Annotated in this window: 13 protein-coding genes and 6 pseudogenes; 9 read left to right on the top strand and 10 right to left on the bottom strand. The window is 61.7% G+C overall.

The window, feature by feature from the left end; genetic code table 11:
• Nucleotides 1–84 precede the first annotated feature (84 nt).
• The 5 genes and pseudogenes from L0Z65_RS10340 (at nt 85) to glmM (ending at nt 6,916) form a co-directional block, all read left to right on the top strand.
• On the top strand, nt 85–2,664 hold the full coding sequence (locus L0Z65_RS10340) for a putative PEP-binding protein (RefSeq protein ID WP_405112518.1): 2,580 nt from the start codon (nt 85–87) through the stop codon (nt 2,662–2,664).
• 135 nt (nt 2,665–2,799) lie between these two features.
• The gene (locus L0Z65_RS10335) at nt 2,800–3,483 is read left to right on the top strand and encodes a cell wall hydrolase (RefSeq protein ID WP_405112515.1); all 684 of its coding nucleotides are present in this window, start codon (nt 2,800–2,802) and stop codon (nt 3,481–3,483) included.
• 149 nt (nt 3,484–3,632) lie between these two features.
• Nucleotides 3,633–4,554: pseudogene (locus L0Z65_RS10330) on the top strand (dihydroneopterin aldolase).
• Nucleotides 4,551–5,546, top strand: a complete 996-nt coding sequence (folP, locus tag L0Z65_RS10325) for a dihydropteroate synthase (protein WP_040172188.1) — start codon at nt 4,551–4,553, stop codon at nt 5,544–5,546. The pseudogene L0Z65_RS10330 and the gene folP overlap by 4 nt, the downstream one beginning before the upstream one ends.
• A gap of 22 nt (nt 5,547–5,568) precedes the next feature.
• Nucleotides 5,569–6,916, top strand: a pseudogene (gene glmM / locus L0Z65_RS10320) (phosphoglucosamine mutase).
• 82 nt (nt 6,917–6,998) lie between these two features.
• Here the strand turns inward: glmM and L0Z65_RS10315 are convergent.
• From L0Z65_RS10315 to ilvC, 3 genes and pseudogenes are all read right to left on the bottom strand, one after another.
• Nucleotides 6,999–7,907 carry a DMT family transporter gene (locus L0Z65_RS10315; protein ID WP_096870695.1) on the bottom strand — a complete coding sequence of 303 codons (909 nt, stop codon included), beginning with the start codon at nt 7,905–7,907 and terminating at the stop codon, nt 6,999–7,001.
• A gap of 73 nt (nt 7,908–7,980) precedes the next feature.
• A pseudogene (locus L0Z65_RS10310) lies at nt 7,981–8,908 on the bottom strand (DMT family transporter).
• A 194-nt stretch (nt 8,909–9,102) separates the two neighbouring features.
• A pseudogene (ilvC, locus tag L0Z65_RS10305) lies at nt 9,103–10,127 on the bottom strand (ketol-acid reductoisomerase).
• A gap of 132 nt (nt 10,128–10,259) precedes the next feature.
• Here ilvC and L0Z65_RS10300 point away from each other — a divergent pair.
• On the top strand, nt 10,260–10,715 hold the full coding sequence (locus L0Z65_RS10300) for an Lrp/AsnC family transcriptional regulator (protein ID WP_405107355.1): 456 nt from the start codon (nt 10,260–10,262) through the stop codon (nt 10,713–10,715).
• A complete protein-coding gene (locus L0Z65_RS10295; protein ID WP_040172203.1) occupies nt 10,712–11,170 on the top strand; it encodes an Lrp/AsnC family transcriptional regulator in 459 nt (152 codons plus the stop codon). The genes L0Z65_RS10300 and L0Z65_RS10295 overlap by 4 nt, the downstream gene beginning before the upstream one ends.
• A 1-nt stretch (nt 11,171) precedes the next feature.
• Here the strand turns inward: L0Z65_RS10295 and L0Z65_RS10290 are convergent, their stop codons facing one another.
• The 4 genes and pseudogenes from L0Z65_RS10290 to L0Z65_RS10275 all read right to left on the bottom strand — a co-directional run bounded on the left by L0Z65_RS10290 (nt 11,172) and on the right by L0Z65_RS10275 (nt 14,243).
• On the bottom strand, nt 11,172–11,864 hold the full coding sequence (locus tag L0Z65_RS10290; RefSeq protein ID WP_405107351.1) for a M50 family metallopeptidase: 693 nt from the start codon (nt 11,862–11,864) through the stop codon (nt 11,172–11,174).
• Nucleotide 11,865: 1 nt separating this feature from the next.
• A complete protein-coding gene (locus L0Z65_RS10285) occupies nt 11,866–13,062 on the bottom strand; it encodes a UbiH/UbiF family hydroxylase (RefSeq protein ID WP_405107348.1) in 1,197 nt (398 codons plus the stop codon).
• Between the two features lie 105 nt (nt 13,063–13,167).
• Nucleotides 13,168–13,422, bottom strand: a complete 255-nt coding sequence (locus L0Z65_RS10280) for a hypothetical protein (RefSeq protein ID WP_102897539.1) — start codon at nt 13,420–13,422, stop codon at nt 13,168–13,170.
• Nucleotides 13,423–13,600: 178 nt separating this feature from the next.
• Nucleotides 13,601–14,243 (bottom strand): annotated as a pseudogene (locus L0Z65_RS10275) (pyrimidine 5'-nucleotidase).
• A 192-nt stretch (nt 14,244–14,435) separates the two neighbouring features.
• Between L0Z65_RS10275 and L0Z65_RS10270 the strand changes: the two are divergent.
• Nucleotides 14,436–15,090 (top strand): annotated as a pseudogene (locus L0Z65_RS10270) (GntR family transcriptional regulator).
• Between the two features lie 14 nt (nt 15,091–15,104).
• Here L0Z65_RS10270 and L0Z65_RS10265 read toward each other — a convergent pair.
• Nucleotides 15,105–17,051, bottom strand: a complete 1,947-nt coding sequence (locus L0Z65_RS10265; RefSeq protein WP_405107345.1) for a glycosyltransferase — start codon at nt 17,049–17,051, stop codon at nt 15,105–15,107.
• A gap of 136 nt (nt 17,052–17,187) precedes the next feature.
• Nucleotides 17,188–18,351 carry a glutamine-hydrolyzing carbamoyl-phosphate synthase small subunit gene (carA, locus tag L0Z65_RS10260; RefSeq protein WP_040172220.1) on the bottom strand — a complete coding sequence of 388 codons (1,164 nt, stop codon included), beginning with the start codon at nt 18,349–18,351 and terminating at the stop codon, nt 17,188–17,190.
• A gap of 241 nt (nt 18,352–18,592) precedes the next feature.
• Between carA and L0Z65_RS10255 the strand changes: the two genes are divergently transcribed.
• Nucleotides 18,593–19,066 carry a GatB/YqeY domain-containing protein gene (locus L0Z65_RS10255; protein WP_024098195.1) on the top strand — a complete coding sequence of 158 codons (474 nt, stop codon included), beginning with the start codon at nt 18,593–18,595 and terminating at the stop codon, nt 19,064–19,066.
• A gap of 33 nt (nt 19,067–19,099) precedes the next feature.
• On the opposite strand, the gene L0Z65_RS10250 is transcribed toward L0Z65_RS10255, so the two are convergent.
• The gene (locus tag L0Z65_RS10250; RefSeq protein ID WP_405107341.1) at nt 19,100–19,579 is read right to left on the bottom strand and encodes a prephenate dehydrogenase dimerization domain-containing protein; all 480 of its coding nucleotides are present in this window, start codon (nt 19,577–19,579) and stop codon (nt 19,100–19,102) included.
• Nucleotides 19,580–19,674 lie beyond the last annotated feature (95 nt).

The following is a 19,674-nucleotide window of genomic DNA, read 5'->3' as shown; positions in this document are numbered from 1 at the left end:
CGTGCTTTTCCTTGCGGGAACCGGGGACGCGGCTATGCTGCATGGCAAAGGAAAGGCGCCGCAGTGCAGAAAGATGATCAGGACATGGCCCAGACGCCACAGAATGAGGCACCGGATTCGGTGTTGATCACCCCGGTGGCGCCAATTGCCAATTCCACCCATGGCGGGCGGGCGAAATGTCTGCAGCGGCTGGTGCGGCTGGATCTTCCGGTGCCGCGGACCGTGGCGTTGTCGTTTCAGGCGGTGCATGGCATTGCCCAGGGTGAGATGCCCGATATGGCGGCGATTGTTGAGGCGTTTCCAGCGGATGCGCTGCTTTGCGTGCGGCCCTCGTCACAAGACCCGGATTGGGGCGGACCCGGCGCGATCCTGAATATCGGGATGAATGACGCGCGCTATGTCGATCTCTGTGACAGTCTGGGGCGTGACGGCGCGGCGGCGCTGTATCTGCGGTTTGTGCAGTCTTATGCGGTGCATGTGGCGCGGTTGGACCCGGATGTGTTTGACGATGTCGAAGACGGCGGGCCGGATGCGTTGAGCGAGGTGCTGCATGCCTATGAGGCCGAGACCGATGAGCCGTTTCCGCAGGATCCGGCGGAGCAGCTGGCGGCGGTGCTGCGCTCCATGGCGCGGGCCTGGGAGGGCACCTCGGCGCGGTTGTTGCGACAGGCCAAGGGCGCGCCTGCGGATGCGGGGTTGGGGCTGGTGGTGCAGGAAATGGTGCCGGGTTTTGGTCAGGGCGAATGCGGCTCTGGCGTGTTGCAGCTGGTCAATACCAAGACTGGAGAGCCTCAGATTACCGGGCGGTATCTCAGCCAGAGCCAGGGGCGCGATGCGCTGGGGGCTGGGGCCGAGGCGCTGTTTCTGGAGCGGGATCCGCGCGGTCCCTCGCTGGAGGACTCTGCGCCGGAAGCCTTTGCCGATCTGAAATCCCATGCGCGGCTGATGCGGCAGCGTCTGCGTGAGGAAATGCAGGTGGAATTTGTGATCGTCAGCGGCGCGGTGCATATCCTTGACGGGGTGCGTGTCACCCGGTCGGCGCAAGCGGCTGTGCGGATCGCGGTGGCGCTGGCGGAGGATGGTATCATCCCGCGTGCGGAAGCGATCATGCGGGTGGATGCCCATATCTTGACCGAGCTGCTGCACCGGCAGGTGGCTCCGGATGCGACCCGTGACGTGATTGGCCATGGCATTGCCGCGAGCCCCGGTGCGGCCACCGGGCGGCTGGTGTTTACGGCGGCGGAGGCGCAGGCCAGTGCGGCGCGGGGCGAGCCTTGCATTCTGGTGCGGCGCGAAACCTCCCCCGAGGATGTGCGCGGCATGCATGCCGCGGTTGGGGTGCTGACGGAACGGGGCGGCATCACCAGCCATGCGGCGGTGATTGGCCGGGGGCTGGGTCTGCCCTGTATCGTGGGCGCCTCCAACCTCAAATTTCACAGCAAACGCAAACAGTTGGTTGCGACGGACGGGCGTGTATTGACGCGTGGCGATACCATTACGATTGATGGCAGCAGCGGCGAGGTTCTGGCCGGGCAGCCAGAGATGCTGGAGGCGGCGGAAGATGGGGCGTTCCAGACATTGCTGACCTGGGCAGATGAGGTGCGCGACATTGGCATCCGCGCCAATGCGGATACGCCGGAAGATGCCGAAACCGCGCGCAAGTTCAATGCACAAGGGATCGGCCTGTGCCGCACTGAGCATATGTTCTTTGATCCCGGTCGGTTGACGGTGATGCGCGAGATGATCTTTGCCGAGACCTCGGAGGGGCGGGCGGCGGTGCTGGCGCGGTTGCTGCCGATGCAGCGGGAGGATTTCTTTGCGCTGTTCCGCATCATGGAAGGGTTGCCGGTCTGTATCCGGCTGTTTGACCCGCCGTTGCATGAATTCCTTCCGACTTCCAAATCCGGACAGCGTGAACTGTCTGAGGCGCTAGGCATCCCGGTGAGCGATGTGACCCGGCGGGTGGAAGAGATGGAAGAATACAACCCCATGCTGGGCCTGCGCGGCGTACGGCTGGGGGTGACGGTGCCGGAGATTTACGACATGCAGGCGCGCGCCATCTTTGAGGCGACGCTTGATGCGTCGAAGGAAGGTGAGCCGGTGGTGCCGGAGATCATGATCCCGCTCGTCTCTGCCAAGCGCGAGGTGGAGCTGGTGAAGGCACGCATTGATGCGGTGGCGCTGGCAGTGAAAGCCGAACGGGGTGAGGATTTCGCCTATCGTCTTGGCGTAATGGTGGAGACACCGCGCGCGGCGCTGCGGGCCGGTGAAATTTCACCGCATACGGCGTTTTTGAGCTTCGGAACCAACGATCTGACACAGATGACCTACGGCATGTCACGCGATGACGCCGGGCGGTTCATGTCAGTCTATGTCAACCAGGGGGTCTTTCCCGAGGATCCGTTTCACGTGCTGGACACCGATGGTGTGGGCGAGCTGCTGAAACTGGGGGTGCAGCGGGGGCGGGCGGAAAACCCGGATATCACGCTGTCGATCTGTGGGGAGCATGGCGGCAACCCCGAATCGATTGCGTTTTGCCGCGAAGCAGGGTTCGATTACGTCTCCTGTTCCCCGTTCCGAGTGCCTGTGGCGCGGCTTGCTGCAGCGCAATTGGCGATTTCCAGCCAAACCGGAAAATCTCCACGCGAATCCTTAAAATCCTAAGGAAAACAAGGGGCTTTCTCAGTCGCAGGATATGCGGGCGGATTGACGCCTACCCAGCGGTCAGCGGGGTGCGCTGTCCCGTCGCTGGACGTTTGCAGGGATTTCCACTAGGAGGTGCGATCGCGTGACGTTGGGATGGCCGTGCGCGACCTTTCTAGTGGGGATACCCTGATGAAGATTCTGACAGTAGCTGCCGTGTTTGCTGCCGCCTTGGCAGCGGCCAAAGATGTATATGCGGATTCTGGTTTGGACGCGCTGTTCAAACGTGAGCAATCCACCCTGAACGCCGTGCCAACGGGGCGTTTGAACAATTTTTTCAACTTCAGCCGCTCGGACAAAAAGTCCAAGCCGACCGAAGTTAAATACACCAAGGCCTGGCTGGACAGCGTTCCCGTCGCCAAAGGTGGAGATAATTTCGCCTGTCTTGCTGAGGCGCTCTATTTTGAGGCGCGGGGCGAGACTGTGAAGGGGCAGTTTGCCGTGGCCGAGGTGATCATGAACCGGGTGAAATCCTCGCAGTTTCCCAATAGCCTCTGCGCGGTGATCAATCAGGGCACAGGTCGGAAATACCAGTGCCAGTTTACCTACACCTGTGATGGCCACAAGGAAGTGATCCGCGAAAAGACCGCGTTTGAGCGGGTCTCAAAAGTGGCGCGTCTGGTGATGGATGGGGCGACCACCGGGATCACCGATGGCGCCACCTATTATCACACCACGGCTGTGCGCCCGCGCTGGAGCAAAAGCTTCACCAAGACCGCGCGGATCGGCGTTCATCTGTTCTACCGGGATGACCGGTTCCGGACCGCATTGAACAACTAAGGCGTGTTTTGCGGCTTGGCTGCCGGGGCGGAAACCTCGGCAGCGCCGCTTTCGGCCACTGGTATGGCGCATGAAGGCCTGTTATGCGGGCGCCGCATGTTTATGCTGGAACCTCACCGCCAGATAGCCAGTTCAGGGGCCCGTTCGTCATGTCGTCAGAAATTCGTCTCGCATTTGCGCACCCTTCGGAACGGTCGGAGGCCACGGCTTCGCGTGGACCGTTGGACCGGATTTCGCTTCGGGATCATACGGTAGAGGTCGAGATCGGCGCCTTTCAGGCGGAGCGCGGCACGACCCAGCGGATCTGCTTCAACGTGGTTGTCGAAATTGCGCCGCTGCTGGCGGATCTGGACGACGATGTCGACCGCATCCTGTCCTATGATCGTGTGACTGAGGCGATCGCGCATGAATTGTCGGAAGAGCGGCTGAACTTGCTGGAAACTCTGGCGGAGCGGGTTGCGGAGCGTATCCTTCTGGAACCGCAGGCGGTGCGCGCCTTCGTGCGGATCGAGAAGCTGGACCGCGGCCCCGGTGCGCTGGGCGTCGAGATTGTGCGCGCCCGCGATCAGGTTGCCAGCGAGGTGGACAGCGAAGAGCGCCCACATCCAAGGCTGATGTATCTGTCCAACAGCGCCATCGACAGCGACGGGTTGAGTGGTTGGATTGACCAGATGCAGTGCCGCCAGCGCCCTCTGATCCTCTGTGTCGGCGCACATGAGCTGGCAACACCGCAAACGGGTCACAAATGGACCCAGCGGCGGATTGATCTGCTGGCCATTGAACAGAACCGCCTGGCGGCTGGCCGCAAAGGATGACCGCTGCGTTGTGGTTTCCACGCGGACAGAGCTGGACTGGGCTATGAAAAACGGGCAGATTTGCGTCTGGGCACCGTCAAAAATCGTTTTGGATGCGGTAGATGGCCCTTCGGCTGCGCCTTCGGAAGCGGTGGCGTTGGCTGCGTGGTTCGCCGCCACATTCGAGGCTGGCGAAATGATCGTGATTGGCGCTGCACTGCCTGACAATCCGGGGGTGCCACTGCGCGCTGTGGATGTGGAGCAGACCCAACTGTGAGTTATTACCGACCGCTGGTTCAGCACGGGGAAAACCGCCCCGAGGGGGCATTGTCGCTGATCAGTGGCGCTCTTTGGTTTACCCAAGTCGAAGTGCTGGACCGCGGCGCACCGCCACGGCTGATGCCCGCGGGGCTGCTGCCCGAGGACGTGCGGCACAGGCTGACGGCACGGCGGGCGACGATTGCCGGGCTGGATATGACCCAGCCACAGATCATGGGCATTCTGAATGTAACGCCAGACAGTTTTTCCGACGGCGGCCAGCATGATGAAGTCGGCACGGCCTGCGCAGCTGCGCTTCAGATGGTGGCGGATGGGGCCAGTATTATTGATGTTGGCGGCGAATCCACCCGTCCCGGCGCCGAGCTGGTGCCTGAGGAGGAGGAAATCCGCCGCACCGCGCCGGTGATTGCCGCGATCCGTGCCGGGTCGCAGGTTCCGATTTCCATCGACACCCGCAAGGCCGTGGTGCTGGCCGAGGCGCTGGAGGCTGGTGCTAGCCTCACCAATGATGTGTCCGGCTTTACCTTTGATCCGGCGCTGGCGCCACTGACGGCGCAGGCCGGGGTGCCCGCCTGTATCATGCATGCGCAGGGCGATCCCGCGACGATGCAGGACAGTCCCGCCTATGATAACGTGTTGCTCGACGTTTATGATTTCCTCAAGGCGCAGATTGACCGGCTGGAGGATATCGGCGTGGTACGTGAGCAGATCGTGATCGATCCCGGCATCGGCTTTGGCAAAACGCTGGAGCACAATCTGACCCTGTTGCGAAACCTTAGTCTGTTTCACAGCCTTGGCTGCCCGATCCTGTTGGGTGTCTCTCGCAAGGGGTTCATTGGCAAACTGGGTCATGAGCCGGATGCCGCCGCTCGTGCGCCTGGCTCCATCGCGGTAGGGCTTGCAGCCCTGGCCCAAGGCGTGCAATTCCTGCGGGTGCATGATGTTGCTGAGACGGCGCAGGCGGTTCGCCTGTGGCAGGCCGTCCGATAAGACCCCGACCGAAAGGGCTGATATGCGCAAATTCTTTGGCACTGATGGCGTGCGCGGCACTGCCAATATCCACCCGATGACTGCAGATATGGCGCTGCGCATCGGCGCTGCCGTGGGCCGGTATTTCCGGCGCGATGCCTCCGGTGTGCACAGGGTCGTGATTGGCAAGGATACCCGCCTGTCCGGTTATATGTTCGAAAGCGCGCTGACGGCAGGGCTGACCTCGACCGGGATGAATGTGCTGTTGCTTGGCCCGGTGCCGACCCCGGCCGTTGGCCTGATGACACGGTCGATGCGGGCTGATCTGGGTGTGATGATTTCTGCCAGCCACAATCCGGCGGCGGACAATGGCATCAAGTTTTTCGGCCCCGATGGGTTCAAACTGTCCGACACCGTCGAGATGGAGCTGGAAGCCCTGATCGAAGCGGGTGTTGAGCCTGCGCAGGCGCAGAATATCGGCCGCGCCAAACGGATCGACGATGCGCGGTTTCGGTATGGCGAGCGGGTCAAGAGCTCCCTGCCGCGTGATATCCGTCTCGATGGGCTGAAGGTGGTGATCGATTGTGCCAATGGGGCGGCGCACCGGGCCGCGCCTGAGATCCTGTGGGAGCTGGGCGCGGAGGTGATCCCGGTGGGGGTTTCACCGGATGGCACCAATATCAACCGCGATTGCGGATCGACCCATCCGGGCACGGCGGCCGAGACCGTTGTCGCCCATGGTGCCCATGTTGGCATCTGTCTGGATGGTGATGCGGACCGGGTGATCCTGATCGATGAGACCGGCAAGGTGGCCGACGGCGATCAGTTGATGGCGCTGTTGGCAACACGCTGGGCTGAGGACGGTGTGCTGGCGGGGAATGCGCTGGTGTCGACCGTCATGTCAAACCTTGGGCTGGAGCGTCATCTTGCGGCGCGGGGCATCGACCTTCAGCGCACGGCAGTCGGCGACCGCTATGTGGTGGAGCGGATGCGCGAGGGCGGGTTCAACCTTGGTGGTGAGCAATCCGGCCATATCGTGATGACGGATTATGCCACCACCGGTGATGGGTTGATGGCCGGGCTGCATTTCCTGGCGGAGATGGTGCGCGCCGATAAACCGGCCTCTCAGCTTGCGCAGCAATTTACACCGGTGCCGCAGCTGTTGAAAAACGTCCGCTTTGCAGCTTAGCCAGACGCCGCTGGAGAGCGATCAGGTTCAGACGGCGATCAAGGTGGCAGAGGAAACGCTGGCCGGACAGGGGCGTCTGTTGATCCGCAAATCAGGCACTGAACCGCTTGTTAGGGTCATGGCTGAGTGCGAAGACGCCGAGATGCTGACGGCAACGGTGGATAGTGTGGTTGCTGCAGTTGAGGCAGCGGTCGCGACCTAAAGCGGTCTCTGGCTTGCGATGTAAAACACAGGAATGGCCCGCCGCTGATCTGTCAGCTGGCGGGCGTTTTCTATTTCGTGGGCTATTTTCCTGTGCGCCCGAATAGCCGTGTCAGGGCGCCAAACTGGCTGATGCACAGGCCGCTGAGGATCAGCAGGAGCGCGATCAGCATCGCGGGCGGCAACTCTTCGCCCAGAAAGACGGCGCCCAGCACCACGGCCCAGACCGGCACCTGATAATTCGTCAGTGTCATGAAGGTGGGGCCCGCCTCGCGGACCACGATCACGCGCAAGAGGTTTGCGGCGGCGGTCGGGATCAGGCCGAGGACTGCTGCGATAAACAGCGTGCGGGTGTCAGGGATCACCGGCGGCCCCTCGGCCAGCCAGGCGACCGGGATGATGAGCGCGGACCCGATGAGCAGCAGGATGGCCGCCAGCCCCAATGGATCCACCGGCGGCAACCGACGTGTCAGGATGGAGCTGACCGAGTAGCAGGCGGCCGCCGCAAGACAGGCGGCGCGACCATAGCCTTCGAGTGCTGCGCCGCTGCTTTCAAACGCGGTGCTGCCCAGCAGGACCGCCACCCCGGCAAAGCCGATCGCAAACCCGATCACGCGGCGCAGGGTCATTTGCTCACCCGGGATAAAGACATGCGCCAGTGGCAGCACCATCAGCGGAATGGCGGCCATGCTGACGCCAGTGAAGCCAGAGGAGACATGCTGCTGTCCCCATGAGATGAGCATGAAGGGCAAGGCGGTGCTGAGGATGCCGATGAGGGTCAGCGAGGGCCAGTCTGCCTCGGATTTGAACAGTTTGAAGCCGCGCACACCCCAGATCGCCGTTAGCAATAGGGCGGCAAAACAGATGCGGCTGGCGGCCAGCCAGAATGGGGTCGTGCCCTCCAGCGCAAGCTTGATCAGCAGGAATGTTCCGCCCCAGACAAAGCCGAGGATGGCGATCATCAGCCAATAGCGCGGTGCGATGTTGGGCATGGGGTCCTCCGCTGGTTCACCGCGCGACAAGATCCCGCCGGGCAGGTGGGGTCAATGGCAATTGCTTTGTTATCTATCGAAGTGGTTTCACGGGCAGGCCGCGCGCACGGCGGTTGCGGCTGAGAAGGAGGCCACCTAGGATCAGCGCTAAGGCGGCAAACAGCTGGGGCGGCAGGGTTTCACCCAAGAGGGCCGCGCCGAAGACCACCGACCAGACGGGCACCTGATAGTTCACAGTTGAGAGGAACGCCGGACCTGCGCTGCGCGCGACCTGAACCAGCAGCACCTGAGCAAGGGCGGTGGGCAGCAGGCCGAGGTAGATCACGGCGGCGAGCGGCTGCATGGTGGGCAGCTCTGGCACACCTTCGGCCCAGAGCGCGGCGGGGGTCATCATTGCAGCACCGCAGAGGAGAGCCGCAGCGGAGAGGGACAGCATGTTCACCTGCGGACAGAGCCGGGTGATGATCGAGCCGATGGCGTAGCACAGCGACGCGCCGAGGCAGGCCAGCCGGGCAAGGGATTCAAAATCTGTACCAGCAGAGCGAAAGGCATCAAGGCCGATTAGCACCACAACGCTAAGCAAAGCCGATCAGGAAGCTGATGGTACGACGCAGGGTCATATATTCGCCGGGCACCAGAAGATGTGCCAGCGGCAGCACAAACAATGGGACCACAGCCATGCACACCCCGGCAAAGCCGCTGGCCACGTAAGTTTGCCCCCAGCTGAGCAGGGTGAAGGGCAGGGCGTTGCTGAAGAACCCCATGCCGAAAGCGCAGGCCCAGATAATCCGGCCATCAGATGTGTGCAGCGAGGGCAGGGCGATGCCCATGGCCCTGATGACAGCGAGCAGACACAGCGCGCCGATCAGGATTCTGAGCGCGGCGATGGTCATGGGTGGAAAGCCCCGCAGTGCCAGCGACACCGCCATGAAGGAGGCGCCCCAGATCACGCCAAGAAACAGAAGCTTGGCCCAATTGGTGGTGCCGGGGGAGTCGCTCATCACAAAACCTCAATCACTGGCAGCTTGCCGGTTTGCCGGAAAACTGCGCTGCTGCTGACAAGTCGGGGAGGGTCGGGCGCTGCCCGGCCTATCGGTCGGGCGGCAGGATTGGAAAATGACTTTCTGAATAAAAAGGGCGCTCCAAGATGGAGCGCCCTGCAGAGGAAAAGGCTGCGGAGGGTTCCGCGGGCGCCTTAGTTCTTTTCTTTGTCGACCATCTTGCTTGAGCCGAGATCCACGGCATCATGCCGCGCAGCTTGGCGCCGGTTTCTTCGATCAGGTGCTCGTCATTGGCACGGCGGGAGGCTTTCAGGGTGGGCTGACCAACCTGGTTTTCCAGCATGAAGTCGCGCACGAATTTACCCTGCTGGATGTCGTCCAGAACCGCTTTCATGCGGGCTTTGGTTTCGTCATACTTCAGGATGCGCGGACCGGTGACGTACTGGCCGTACTCGGCAGTGTTGGAGATCGAGTAGTCCATGTTGGCGATGCCGCCTTCATAGATCAGGTCAACGATCAGTTTCACTTCGTGCAGGCACTCGAAATAGGCCATTTCCGGGGCATAGCCGGCCTCGACCAGGGTCTCGAAACCGCAGCGGATCAGCTCAACCAGGCCGCCGCAGAGAACAGCCTGCTCACCGAAGAGGTCGGTTTCGCATTCTTCACGGAAATTGGTTTCGATGACGCCGGAGCGGCCACCGCCGATGGCGGAGCAGTAGGACAGACCGATTTCCAGCGCCTTGCCGGTGGCGTCGGTGTCAACAGCCACGAGGCAGGGCACGCCGCCGCCTTTGGTGTATTCGCCACGCACGGTGTGGCCGGGGCCTTTGGGGGCCATCATGATGACGTCGACGCCTTCTTTCGGCTCGATCAGGCCGAAGTGGACGTTCAGGCCGTGGGCAAATGCGATGGCGGCACCCGGCTTGATGTTGTCGTGGACGTATTTCTTGTAGGTCTCTGCCTGCAGTTCGTCGGGCATGGTGAACATGATCACGTCACACCAGGCCGCCGCTTCTGCGATACCCATGACCTGCAGGCCTTCGCCTTCGGCTTTCTTGGCGGAGGGGGAGCCTTCGCGCAGAGCAACGACGAGGTTTTTGGCGCCAGAGTCGCGCAGGTTCAGCGCATGGGCGTGACCCTGGGAGCCGTAGCCCAGAATGGCCACTTTCTTGTCCTTGATCAGGTTAACGTCGCAGTCGCGGTCATAGTATACACGCATGATCATCGTCCTTTTGTTTCGTGTTTGAGGGCATCATAGGGCGTGTTGGTAGGCAAAGTAGCCCTGATGTGAGTGAAAATCACCCAAAATGCGCAATGGTTATTCGCTAATAAGTGATATAGCATAAGATTCATGCTTGATGATCTTGACCGACGCATACTTCGCCACCTGCAGACGGACCCGGAACAATCGCTGCCGGATTTGGGGGACCGCCTCGGCCTTACGGCCTCGAGGCTGTCCCGGCGGCTGGAGAAGCTGCGCGAGAATGGGATCCTGCTGGGGCAGCGTGCAGTGATTGACTGGCGTGCCTTGGGCTATGAGGTCGAAGTCTCCCTGCGGATCACGCTGGACAAGACCAATTCACGAGCCTTTGACGAGTTTATCCCCGCCGCACGCGAGATTCCTGAGGTGCTGGAGATCCAGACCTTTCTGGGGCAGGTGGATGTGCGGCTTTCGGTGATTGCGCGGGACATGCCGCATTACCAGCAGATTTACCGCGCCGCGATCCTGACCCTGCCGCATATCACCGATATCGAGGCACTGATGCATGTGGCGCGGATCAAATCGGACGAGGCGCTGCCGATATGATGGCGCTGGATGAGATTGATCACGCGCTGTTGCGCGCGCTTGGGCAGGATGCGACGCAGTCTGCGGGTGCTTTGGGGCGCGAGATGGGACTCAGCCAGCCAGCCACGTGGCGGCGCATTCGCCGGTTGCAGGAGGCCGGCATCATCACCGGGCGCAAACTGGAGCTGGATGCAGGCAAGCTGGGGTTTGGTGTGACGGTTTTTCTGGGCATCAAGCTGGCCACAAAGGGGCGCGTGTCGCTGGAAGATTTCGAACGCGCGGTGTCCGCCATTCCTGAGGTGCAGACGGTGGAGCATATTCTGGGCATGTATGATTACCGCCTGCGGGTCACTGCCCGCGATATTGCCGATTTTGAGCGGGTGCTGCGGCGGCGGGTGATGACCCTGCCCGGCGTGGGCAGCGTCGATGCGAATGTCCTGCTGAGCGAGGAACGCAGGCCCGGTCCGCTGGGCTAGCCTAGAGGCTGCGGGGCAGCGCGATATTGCTGGATCGACCAAGCCCGTATCGAAGCGTCACACCAATCACTGCGAGGCTGATCACCAGCCAGAGACCACCCCAAATGACGGTCGTCCCGCCGATTTCCTCCGCCATCATACGGGCGTCGGAGCGCAGGTAAGAGCGCGCGATTGTATCGTCCCAGATATCAAGCGGCGCATAGATCATGCTGCTGATGCCGATAATCCGCAGGATCAGGTCATTGACGGCAAGGCTGAGATAGCGCGCGGTGGCCAACATCAACACGCCTGTCGTCAGGGTGAAGACCAGCGCGAAGAGATCACGGACATAGATGGCCGCAACAAGCAGCGTGAGTGCCCCAAACAGGGCGAGGATTCTCCGATCCCAATCGGTGCGCAGGGCGATGACAAACAACGCAGCCCCAATGAGCAGCGAACCGGTATACCCGGCTGACAGCATCAGAAAGCGGTTGCCACCCCGCGCGGTCACGCTGCCGCCCTCATAGGGGTCTATGGTGAGATTGAGAACCTCACCGCCGGTGGCAAGGGTAACAATGGCATGAGATGTTTCATGCAGGAAGACGGTCAGGATACGCAGCGGCAACACAGCTGGCGTGGACCAGAGCAGCACGATCAACAGCGTCAGGAAGATCAGCTGCCAATGTCCTGTGATCACACGCCGAAGAGCTTGCATCTTATTTGACACCCAGCCCCATCTGCATGAGCGTTTTGCGCACCGGTGCCATGGAGTAGAGCGCATTGAGCCCAAAAGCGCGCAGATCGCGCAACGGACGCGGGGTCAGCATGGAGGTCCGGTTCAAAAGGTCGATCCCCTTCACCCGCATCAGAATATCGCTGTGGCGGGCCTTGTGGTAGGTGTCTAGCATGGCAGCATCACCCAGCCCTTCTGGACGGGCCTGCGCCAAATCCAGCAGCACGCGCAGATCGCCCAGCGACATGTTCAGACCCTGCGCCCCGATGGGCGGCACCACATGGGCGGCCTCTGCCATCAGGGCCAGGCGTTCGCCATTCATGCGGGCGGCTGATTGGCTGATGATGGGCCAGATGCTGCGGCGGGAGGCAAGCCGCAGCTGCCCCAGAACGCCGCAGCTGCGCCGGTTCATTTCAGCCTCGAAAGCGTCCACATCCATGCGCTGCAGCGCCTGCGCTCGTGGGCCGCGTTCCATCCAGACAATGGCGGACGAGGGCTGGCCGTTGTGATCCGGCAGCGGCACCAGTGTGAATGGTCCGCCAGAGCGATGGATTTCGGTCGAGACGTTTTGATGTGGCTGCGCGTGTGTGACGGCAAATGCCAACGCTTTCTGCCCGTAACGGGTTGTTCGCACGGAGATGCCCGCCGCGCGTCGCATGGGGCTGTCGCGCCCATCACAGGCCAGCACCAGGCGGGCGGTGACGCAGGTGCCGTCACTCAGGGTGACCTGTGCGGCGTTTGTGCGCGTGAACAGGTTACTGGTGCCAAGACCGGGGCGGAAATCCACGGTATCGAGGTCATCAAGACGCGCCAGAAGTTCGCGGCGCAGGAGCCAGTTGGGCAGGTTCCAGCCAAACGGTTGATCGGAGATGTCGGCAGATTTGAAATCTTTGGTGACGCGGGCCACGGGCTCAGCGCCGCCTGCATCAATGATTCGCATAATCTCCAGCGGGGCGGCGTGGCTGTCGAGCCGTGCCCAGATCCCCGCCTCTTGCAGCAGTGCCTTGGCCGGTTGCAGGATCGCGGTGGTGCGCAGATCGGCCCCGGCATCGTCGCGCAGCGTCACGGGCGGCGTCGGGTCGACGCAGATCACCTTGAAACCGGCAGCCCCCAGTGTCGCCGCAGCGGTCAGCCCAGCGATGCCGCCACCGGAAATCAGAATGTCGCAACTGTCAGCCATGGAACCTGCCTTTCGTCTCTGCTTCTGAGATAGGCCGGTGATGATCGGAATGACAAGCGACATACTGTCTTTTTTGGCGGCGCCGTTGACTGCGTCTGCGCAGATCTAGCCGCGGGTGATGCTTACCAGGATCACGAACATGATCGCTGTTTTGGCGACCGCAGGCAGGAACAGCGCCGGCAGGCCCCAGATGGCGACGGCCAGCCCCCAGAGCAGCACATAGAGCAGAATGGCCAGCAGGGCCTTTGTCGCATTGGCCTGATCGCGGCTGTCAGAGGGCGTCACAGGGGATGGAGCAGCGGGGGCGGCCACCGTTGGGGCCGTTTGCTGCTGGGCGTGGTCAAAAGTCATGTCGTTCATTGGGCGGCATCCTCAGTCTGAGCAATCCGCGCGGATCGTGGCAGCGGGACGCCACGGACGCGCATCAAAGATGCCAGTCATATATACCTTATCAGCCCCGGCAAAAGAGCGGTGCGGCGGCGCGCCACAGGGGTGCGACAGGAAGCGCAGCCGGGGCTGCGTGTGGTGGCACCGGTGCTTAGAGCAGGCCGAGAAACCGGGTCAGATCATCAGTATGATGGTAGATATGCGCGCCGGGTGTCGCCTCGGGCGCGACATGGACGGTCCGCATGCCCAGATCATGCGGGGCCTGCAGGTTGCGTGGATCATCCTCAAACATCGCGGCCTTTGCTGTGTCGATGCCGAGCCTTGGCAAAGATGATGTCAAAAGCCTGGCGCTCCGGCTTGGGGCGATAGTTGGCGTGTTCAACGCCGTAGATTTCGTCAAAACAGCCCTCAAGCCCCCGCGCGGCCAGCACCTGCTCGGCATAAGGCGCGGTGCCATTGGTATAGATGATCCGTTTGCCGGGCAGGGCCTTGATCCGCTCAGCCAGCAGGGCGTCCGGCTCCAGCTGGTCGAAGTTGATATCGTGGACCTCCAGCAGGAACGGATCTGGATCCAGATCATGATGTGCCATCAACCCCGCAAGGGTGGTGCCATGCTCGCGCCAATAGTCGTCGCGCAGCTTGTTGGCCATTTCCTGGTCAACGCCAAGGGCAGTCATGACATAATCCGTCATCTTGACCTCAATTTGGTCAAACAGCCGGGCAGATGGATGATAGAGGGTGTTGTCGAGGTCGAACACCCAGTGGCGGACGTGAGAGAAAGATTGCGATACCATGGCGAGGGACTCTAGGCCGCGACCTATGCGATTGCAAGCATCGCCGGTGGGAATAGTCGGTGGAATAGATGTGGTCGAAACGCGATCCTTGACTGGAATACACCGCGCGATCTTAACCGCTTGGCCGGGGCGGGGTTGATTGCACAGCGGCGAGGCCTGTAGACATCGGGGAGCAACAATCCAAGGATCGACATGAGCCTTCCTCGCAGTACCAGCCAGACCGACGCTTATGCGCTGATCCTTGAAGCCATTGATGTCGGGGTCTATCGCCCCGGTGACCGTCTGGTCGAAAGCGACCTTGCGGAACGATTTGGTGTGTCACGCACCCCGATCCGCGAGGCCTTGCAGCGGCTGGAGACGCAGTCGCTGCTGGAACGTGACGGGCGGTCGCTGATTGTTGCCTCACTGGACCATAACCAGATGGCGGAGCTGTATGTGGTGCGGCGTGAGCTGGAAGGGCTGGCCGCCAGCCTTGCGGCGCGGCATGCCACCGAAGAAGAAATCCGGGTGCTGCAGGAAATGGTCGCCTCGGATGATGCCTTTGTCGACAATCCGACGGAGCTGGCCAAGGCGAACCGTCGCTTTCATGAGCAGATCCATCTGGCCTCCCACAATCGGTATCTGGTGCAGCAGCTGAACCTCGTGCATCGCACCATGGCGCTGATGGCAACCACATCACTCGCCGCGGAGGGGCGGGGCCGGATTGCGCAGGCGGAGCATAAGAGCATTGTGAACGCCATTGAGCGGCGCGATGAAGAGGCCGCTTAGCCGTGCGTTGAAGGATCATATTTCGGTGGCCTTCATGACACGGTTGAAACAGGACGCTGGCGATCGCAGCAAGGGGTAGGGCGCCTGCTGCCCTCACGCTATGTTCGGGGGGAGCGGTGTTTTGCCGGAATTCTGTGATTGCCCATGCGCCGTCTTGTCCCAAAAAAACGGTTTGAAGATCAGCTCATAAAGCGCCTTGTAAACGGCGATCACCCCCATCGGGAAATACAGGATCATGCTGGGTGCCCAGAGCGCCAGCCAGCGCCGTCCGCTGGCGAAGGCGGCGGTGATCCCGATCGTGATGCCCAGCAACTCGAAAAACACCAATACGGCAGCAGCCAGATAGGGCCCCCCGGCAGGCAGCAGTGGCGTGCTGGGATGGTCGAACCCCAGGGTGATCAGCCAGAAGGTCCAGAGGCAGGGCGCCAGCAGGAACTGACCGACCGTGCCGAGGAAGAACGCCTGCAAGCCAAGAAATTGCCGCCAGCCCAGTTGCCGCGCCAGGACGGCGGGGCGGCGCATATGGACCAGATAGGTGACCATGAAGCCCTTCAGCCAGCGTGATCGTTGCTTGACCCACGCCCAGGGACGGCAGTTTGCCTCCTCATAGGTGGTGGTGGGCAGCATCTCGGTGCGGTAGCCAAGTCGGCAGAGCCGGACGCCAAGATCGGCATCCTCGGTCACGTTATGGGCGTCCCAGCCGCCCAGTTGCTCAAGTATGTCGCGGCGAATGAAAAGTGTGGTGCCGCCCAAGGGCACTACCAGACCGAGGCGCGCGATGCCCGGCAGCACGATGCGGAACCAGCTGGCGTATTCAAGCGTGAAGCAGCGCGATATCCAGTTCTGACCGGGGTTGTAGTAGTCCAGCGCGCCCTGCAGGCAGGCCAGATCATTGTCCCCTTGGGCAAAGGCGCGGGCGACCTGCTCCAGTTGCTCGGGGTCCGGTGCATCCTCGGCGTCCCAAACGCCGATGATTTCACCCCGGCAGTAGTTCAGCGCGTAGTTCATGGCCCGCGGTTTGGTGGTGAGGCCGCCGTGGGCGGGCACCTCGATCACCCGGAACCAATCCGGCAGATCGGCGCAGCGAATGGCATTGCGGGTGACCTCGTCTTCCTCTTCCAGGACCAGCAGAATCTCCAGCAGGCTGCGCGGGTAGGTGAGTTTACACAGGCGTCGCAACAGGGCGCGGCCGATCTCCGCCTCCTTGTAGAGGGGCACCAGAACGGAGATCCGCGGCAAGCGTTGCTGCGTTGCTGGCCCCCCCAGTACCTGATCGGAGCGGAGCGGTGTCTTGGGCTGTAATCGGGTCTTTTGATGCAGGCGCTGCCGGTGTCGATCCTGAAGATGGGATAAAAATCCGGCACATTTCAGCAGCACAAACAGCAGCAGTGTCAAAAGGGCGAGACCGCAGAACAGGGTGAAAACCACCCTCGGCATAATGGTGACAAGTGCAAGGGTCGCCAGCCCGATGAGGAGCGGCATACCGAGCCAGTTCGGCTGGCCAAGGGTGCGGCAACTGTAGGCCAGCGGCACGCAGGCGCTGGCATGGCGGGCGAGATCATCGCGAAAATGAGCGGTCAGCAACTCGGTGATCTGGGCCTCGCTGGCGAGGACCGGTCGGATGTCGCCAAAACTCTCCGCAAGGTCGCGCTCTAGCTCAGCCAAACCGGCCGGATGCGCAACCGCCACCACAAGTGTCTGCCCCAGTTGCATATATGGCAGCGCACAGCGACGCAGCCAAAACTGGGCGGGCTTGCGCGCGAGCAGACGCGCCTGGGGGCGGTGACCACCCAGATCAACCCGTTGCAACCCATGCTCGGACGATAGCGCATCCAGAACCTGTTCCTGACTGGCCCACCCTTCGGAAACAAGGATGTGATCAATCGGAACACGCTGATGCTGGCGCAGAACCAGCGCCCGCATCAGGTGGTCCTTGCTGACGGCGTGATGGTCAACCAGACGCCGTTCAAACGACGTTTGGCGCTCTCGCCGGATCAGGGGCCGCGCGGCCTCGATCAGTCTGAGGTTGTGTTCAACCATAACTGCACAGTTTATGCGGTTATGGATTCGGACAAGAGTTTTTTTGGCAGGGGACTGTCCAAGTCCCTGTCATCCATGGCAAAACCTCGCCATGGATCGGTGTTTTTTGCGAAGGCTTATCTAAAGCGGTGCCGATTTACGCGGATTTACGCGCGGCCATTGCCTCGGCGAAACGCTCAAACAGATAGAAGCTGTCCTGCGGGCCGGGGCTGGCCTCCGGGTGATGCTGGACGGAATAGACCGGACGATCCGAGATGCGAATGCCGCAGTTGGACCCGTCAAACAATGAGACATGGGTCTCCTCAACGCCGTCGGGAAGGCTCTGACCATCTACGGCGAAGCCATGGTTCATCGAGGTGATTTCGACTTTGCCGGTGGCGTTCTCTTTCACCGGGTGGTTGGCACCGTGGTGGCCGTGGTTCATTTTGACGGTCTTACCGCCAAGCGCCAGTGCCAGCATCTGATGGCCGAGACAGATACCGAACATCGGCAGATCGGTTGTGTCGAGGATTTCCTTGATCATCGGCACGGCATATTCCCCGGTGGCGGCTGGATCGCCCGGACCGTTGGACAGGAAGACGCCATCAGGGCTATGCGCCAGCACGTCTTCAGCGGTGGCGGAGGCAGGCAGCACGGTAACGTCGCAGCCCGCAGACGCGAGGCACCGCAGAATGTTGCGTTTCGCGCCATAGTCGATGGCGACGACTTTGTGCTTGGGATCTTCCTGCCGGGTGTAGCCCTCAGGCCAGGCCCACCGCATCTCGTCCCAACGGTAGCTTTGGGTGCAGGTCACGTCTTTGGCCAGATCCAGACCTTCCAGACCGGACCATTCGCGGGCCTTGGCGACCAGGGCTTCGATGTCGAAGTTGCCGTCAGGATCATGGGCCAGCGCCACATGCGGTGCGCCGAGCTGGCGGATTGCGCGGGTCAGACGACGGGTATCAACGCCGCCGATGGCAATGCGATTGGTCCGGGTCAGCCAGTCCTTCAGCTCTTCGGTGGCGCGCCAGTTGGAGGCCAGTGTGGGATCCCATTTCACCACCATGCCCGCGGCGACCGGGTCAGCGGTTTCGTCATCTTCCGGGGTGACGCCGGTGTTGCCGATATGGGGGAAGGTGAAGGTCACGATCTGCCCGGCATAGGAGGGGTCGGTCATAATTTCCTGATAGCCGGTCATGGCGGTGTTGAAGCACAGTTCTGCAACTGTTTCGCCATATGCTCCGAAGCCGTTTCCGTAAAAGATGGTGCCATCTGCGAGCGCCAAACATGCGGTGGGTTTGGGCGTGACGGTATCGGCCATGGCGCGACTCTCCAATCTGGGCAAAATTCATGGGCTTTTAAGGGGAGGGCCGCAAGGCGTCAAGCCTGCCTAGGCGTGTTACGACCGTGTTCTGACCGCGTTCGGGCGGTCTTCTTGCTCGGCTACGGCCTTTGATGGCCGCTGGGGAGTGCCCCAACGTCATTCGGAGGGCCGCAACTTGAATTGCCCTACCACTTTAGGTAAAGATCCGGTTTCCGACTCCGTGGGAATGGACAGATAAATGGATACGCGAACTCGGGTCAATATGGCCCTGAAACAGGCCATGAAGGACCGCGCAGCAGCCCGACTGGCAACCCTGCGTCTGATCAATGCCGCGATCAAGGACCGCGAAATTGCCGAACGGGTGGACGGCGAAGCCGGGGGAATTGGCGATGCTGAGATCCTCGCGATTCTGGGCAAGATGACCAAGCAGCGCAACGAAAGCGCGCGCGCCTATGAAGAAGGCGGGCGGCTGGATCTGGCAGAGCGCGAGCTGGGTGAGATTGCCATCATCGAAGAATTCCTGCCCAAGCAGCTGAGCGATGATGAGGTGGCAGAGGCCGTGAAGGCCGCTGTTGTCGACACCGGTGCCCAGTCGATCCGGGATATGGGCAAGGTCATGGGCGCGCTGAAGGGCAAATACACCGGCCAGATGGATTTCGGAAAGGTCGGTCCGCTGGTCAAGGATCAGCTGTGCCAAGGGGGCGATTGCTGACCTGCCACTGACAGGCGGACATCGTTGCAGAGATCAGAAGCCCGCCGCGTTTGGCGGGCTTTTTTGTGTGCACGGCGTGATGGGGTTTCGGCACAGATCGGCGGCGTGCCCTAGGAAGCTGTCCCGTATGTCTGCCGCAAACGGATTGTCGCGGAGGATTGCCTCCAGCACACTGGGGGCATCCCCGGTCACCATGCGGCTGGCCTGCTGCATCAGCTCGAAACTGGTGGTGGTCATCCGAAGTGTCTCCGGCGCGACCTGATTGAGGGCCTGAGCGATCAGATGGGTGAGCCCCTGTACCGTCGCCAATTCACGGTCATGCGCTTCGGGTGTGGTCCAGATCACCTCAAGCTGGAAGATATGCCGCAACATTGCTGCCAAGCGGAATGGGCGCCCGCCGCGCAGGGGGCAGAGGGCGATTTTCTGACCGGCGAGTCCCTGCCGGGTGCTTTCGGGACCAAAGAGCGGATGGGTGCCAAGCAAATTGACCTCTAACGGCAAGATCCGTTGCATCACATCGGCTTAGCGCCATTTTCACTGATCCGACATCCAGCACCCATGTGCCGGGCCGAACCAGCGGCGCGAGCGCGTGACACAGCGGCTCCATC

Origin of the sequence: Phaeobacter sp. BS52 (assembly GCF_045040595.1) — a bacterium.
GTDB classification, from domain to species: Bacteria; Pseudomonadota; Alphaproteobacteria; order Rhodobacterales; family Rhodobacteraceae; genus Phaeobacter; species Phaeobacter piscinae.
The sequence above is the reverse complement of the archived record's forward strand: the minus strand, read 5'-3'. Positions and strand labels throughout refer to the sequence as shown.

What these genes read in the sequence shown, in the direction of transcription:
- L0Z65_RS10265 (WP_405107345.1), bottom strand. Translation starts at nt 17,051, where the DNA reads ATGGTTGAACACAACCTCAGACTGATCGAGGCCGCGCGGCCCCTGATC.
- L0Z65_RS10280 (WP_102897539.1), bottom strand. Translation starts at nt 13,422, where the DNA reads ATGAACGACATGACTTTTGACCACGCCCAGCAGCAAACGGCCCCAACG.
- L0Z65_RS10300 (WP_405107355.1), top strand. Translation starts at nt 10,260, where the DNA reads ATGCTTGATGATCTTGACCGACGCATACTTCGCCACCTGCAGACGGAC.
- L0Z65_RS10315 (WP_096870695.1), bottom strand. Translation starts at nt 7,907, where the DNA reads ATGCCCAACATCGCACCGCGCTATTGGCTGATGATCGCCATCCTCGGC.
- L0Z65_RS10255 (WP_024098195.1), top strand. Translation starts at nt 18,593, where the DNA reads ATGGATACGCGAACTCGGGTCAATATGGCCCTGAAACAGGCCATGAAG.
- L0Z65_RS10250 (WP_405107341.1), bottom strand. Translation starts at nt 19,579, where the DNA reads ATGCAACGGATCTTGCCGTTAGAGGTCAATTTGCTTGGCACCCATCCG.
- L0Z65_RS10340 (WP_405112518.1), top strand. Translation starts at nt 85, where the DNA reads ATGGCCCAGACGCCACAGAATGAGGCACCGGATTCGGTGTTGATCACC.
- L0Z65_RS10285 (WP_405107348.1), bottom strand. Translation starts at nt 13,062, where the DNA reads ATGGCTGACAGTTGCGACATTCTGATTTCCGGTGGCGGCATCGCTGGG.
- L0Z65_RS10295 (WP_040172203.1), top strand. Translation starts at nt 10,712, where the DNA reads ATGATGGCGCTGGATGAGATTGATCACGCGCTGTTGCGCGCGCTTGGG.
- carA (WP_040172220.1), bottom strand. Translation starts at nt 18,351, where the DNA reads ATGGCCGATACCGTCACGCCCAAACCCACCGCATGTTTGGCGCTCGCA.
- L0Z65_RS10290 (WP_405107351.1), bottom strand. Translation starts at nt 11,864, where the DNA reads ATGCAAGCTCTTCGGCGTGTGATCACAGGACATTGGCAGCTGATCTTC.
- L0Z65_RS10335 (WP_405112515.1), top strand. Translation starts at nt 2,800, where the DNA reads ATGGCCGTGCGCGACCTTTCTAGTGGGGATACCCTGATGAAGATTCTG.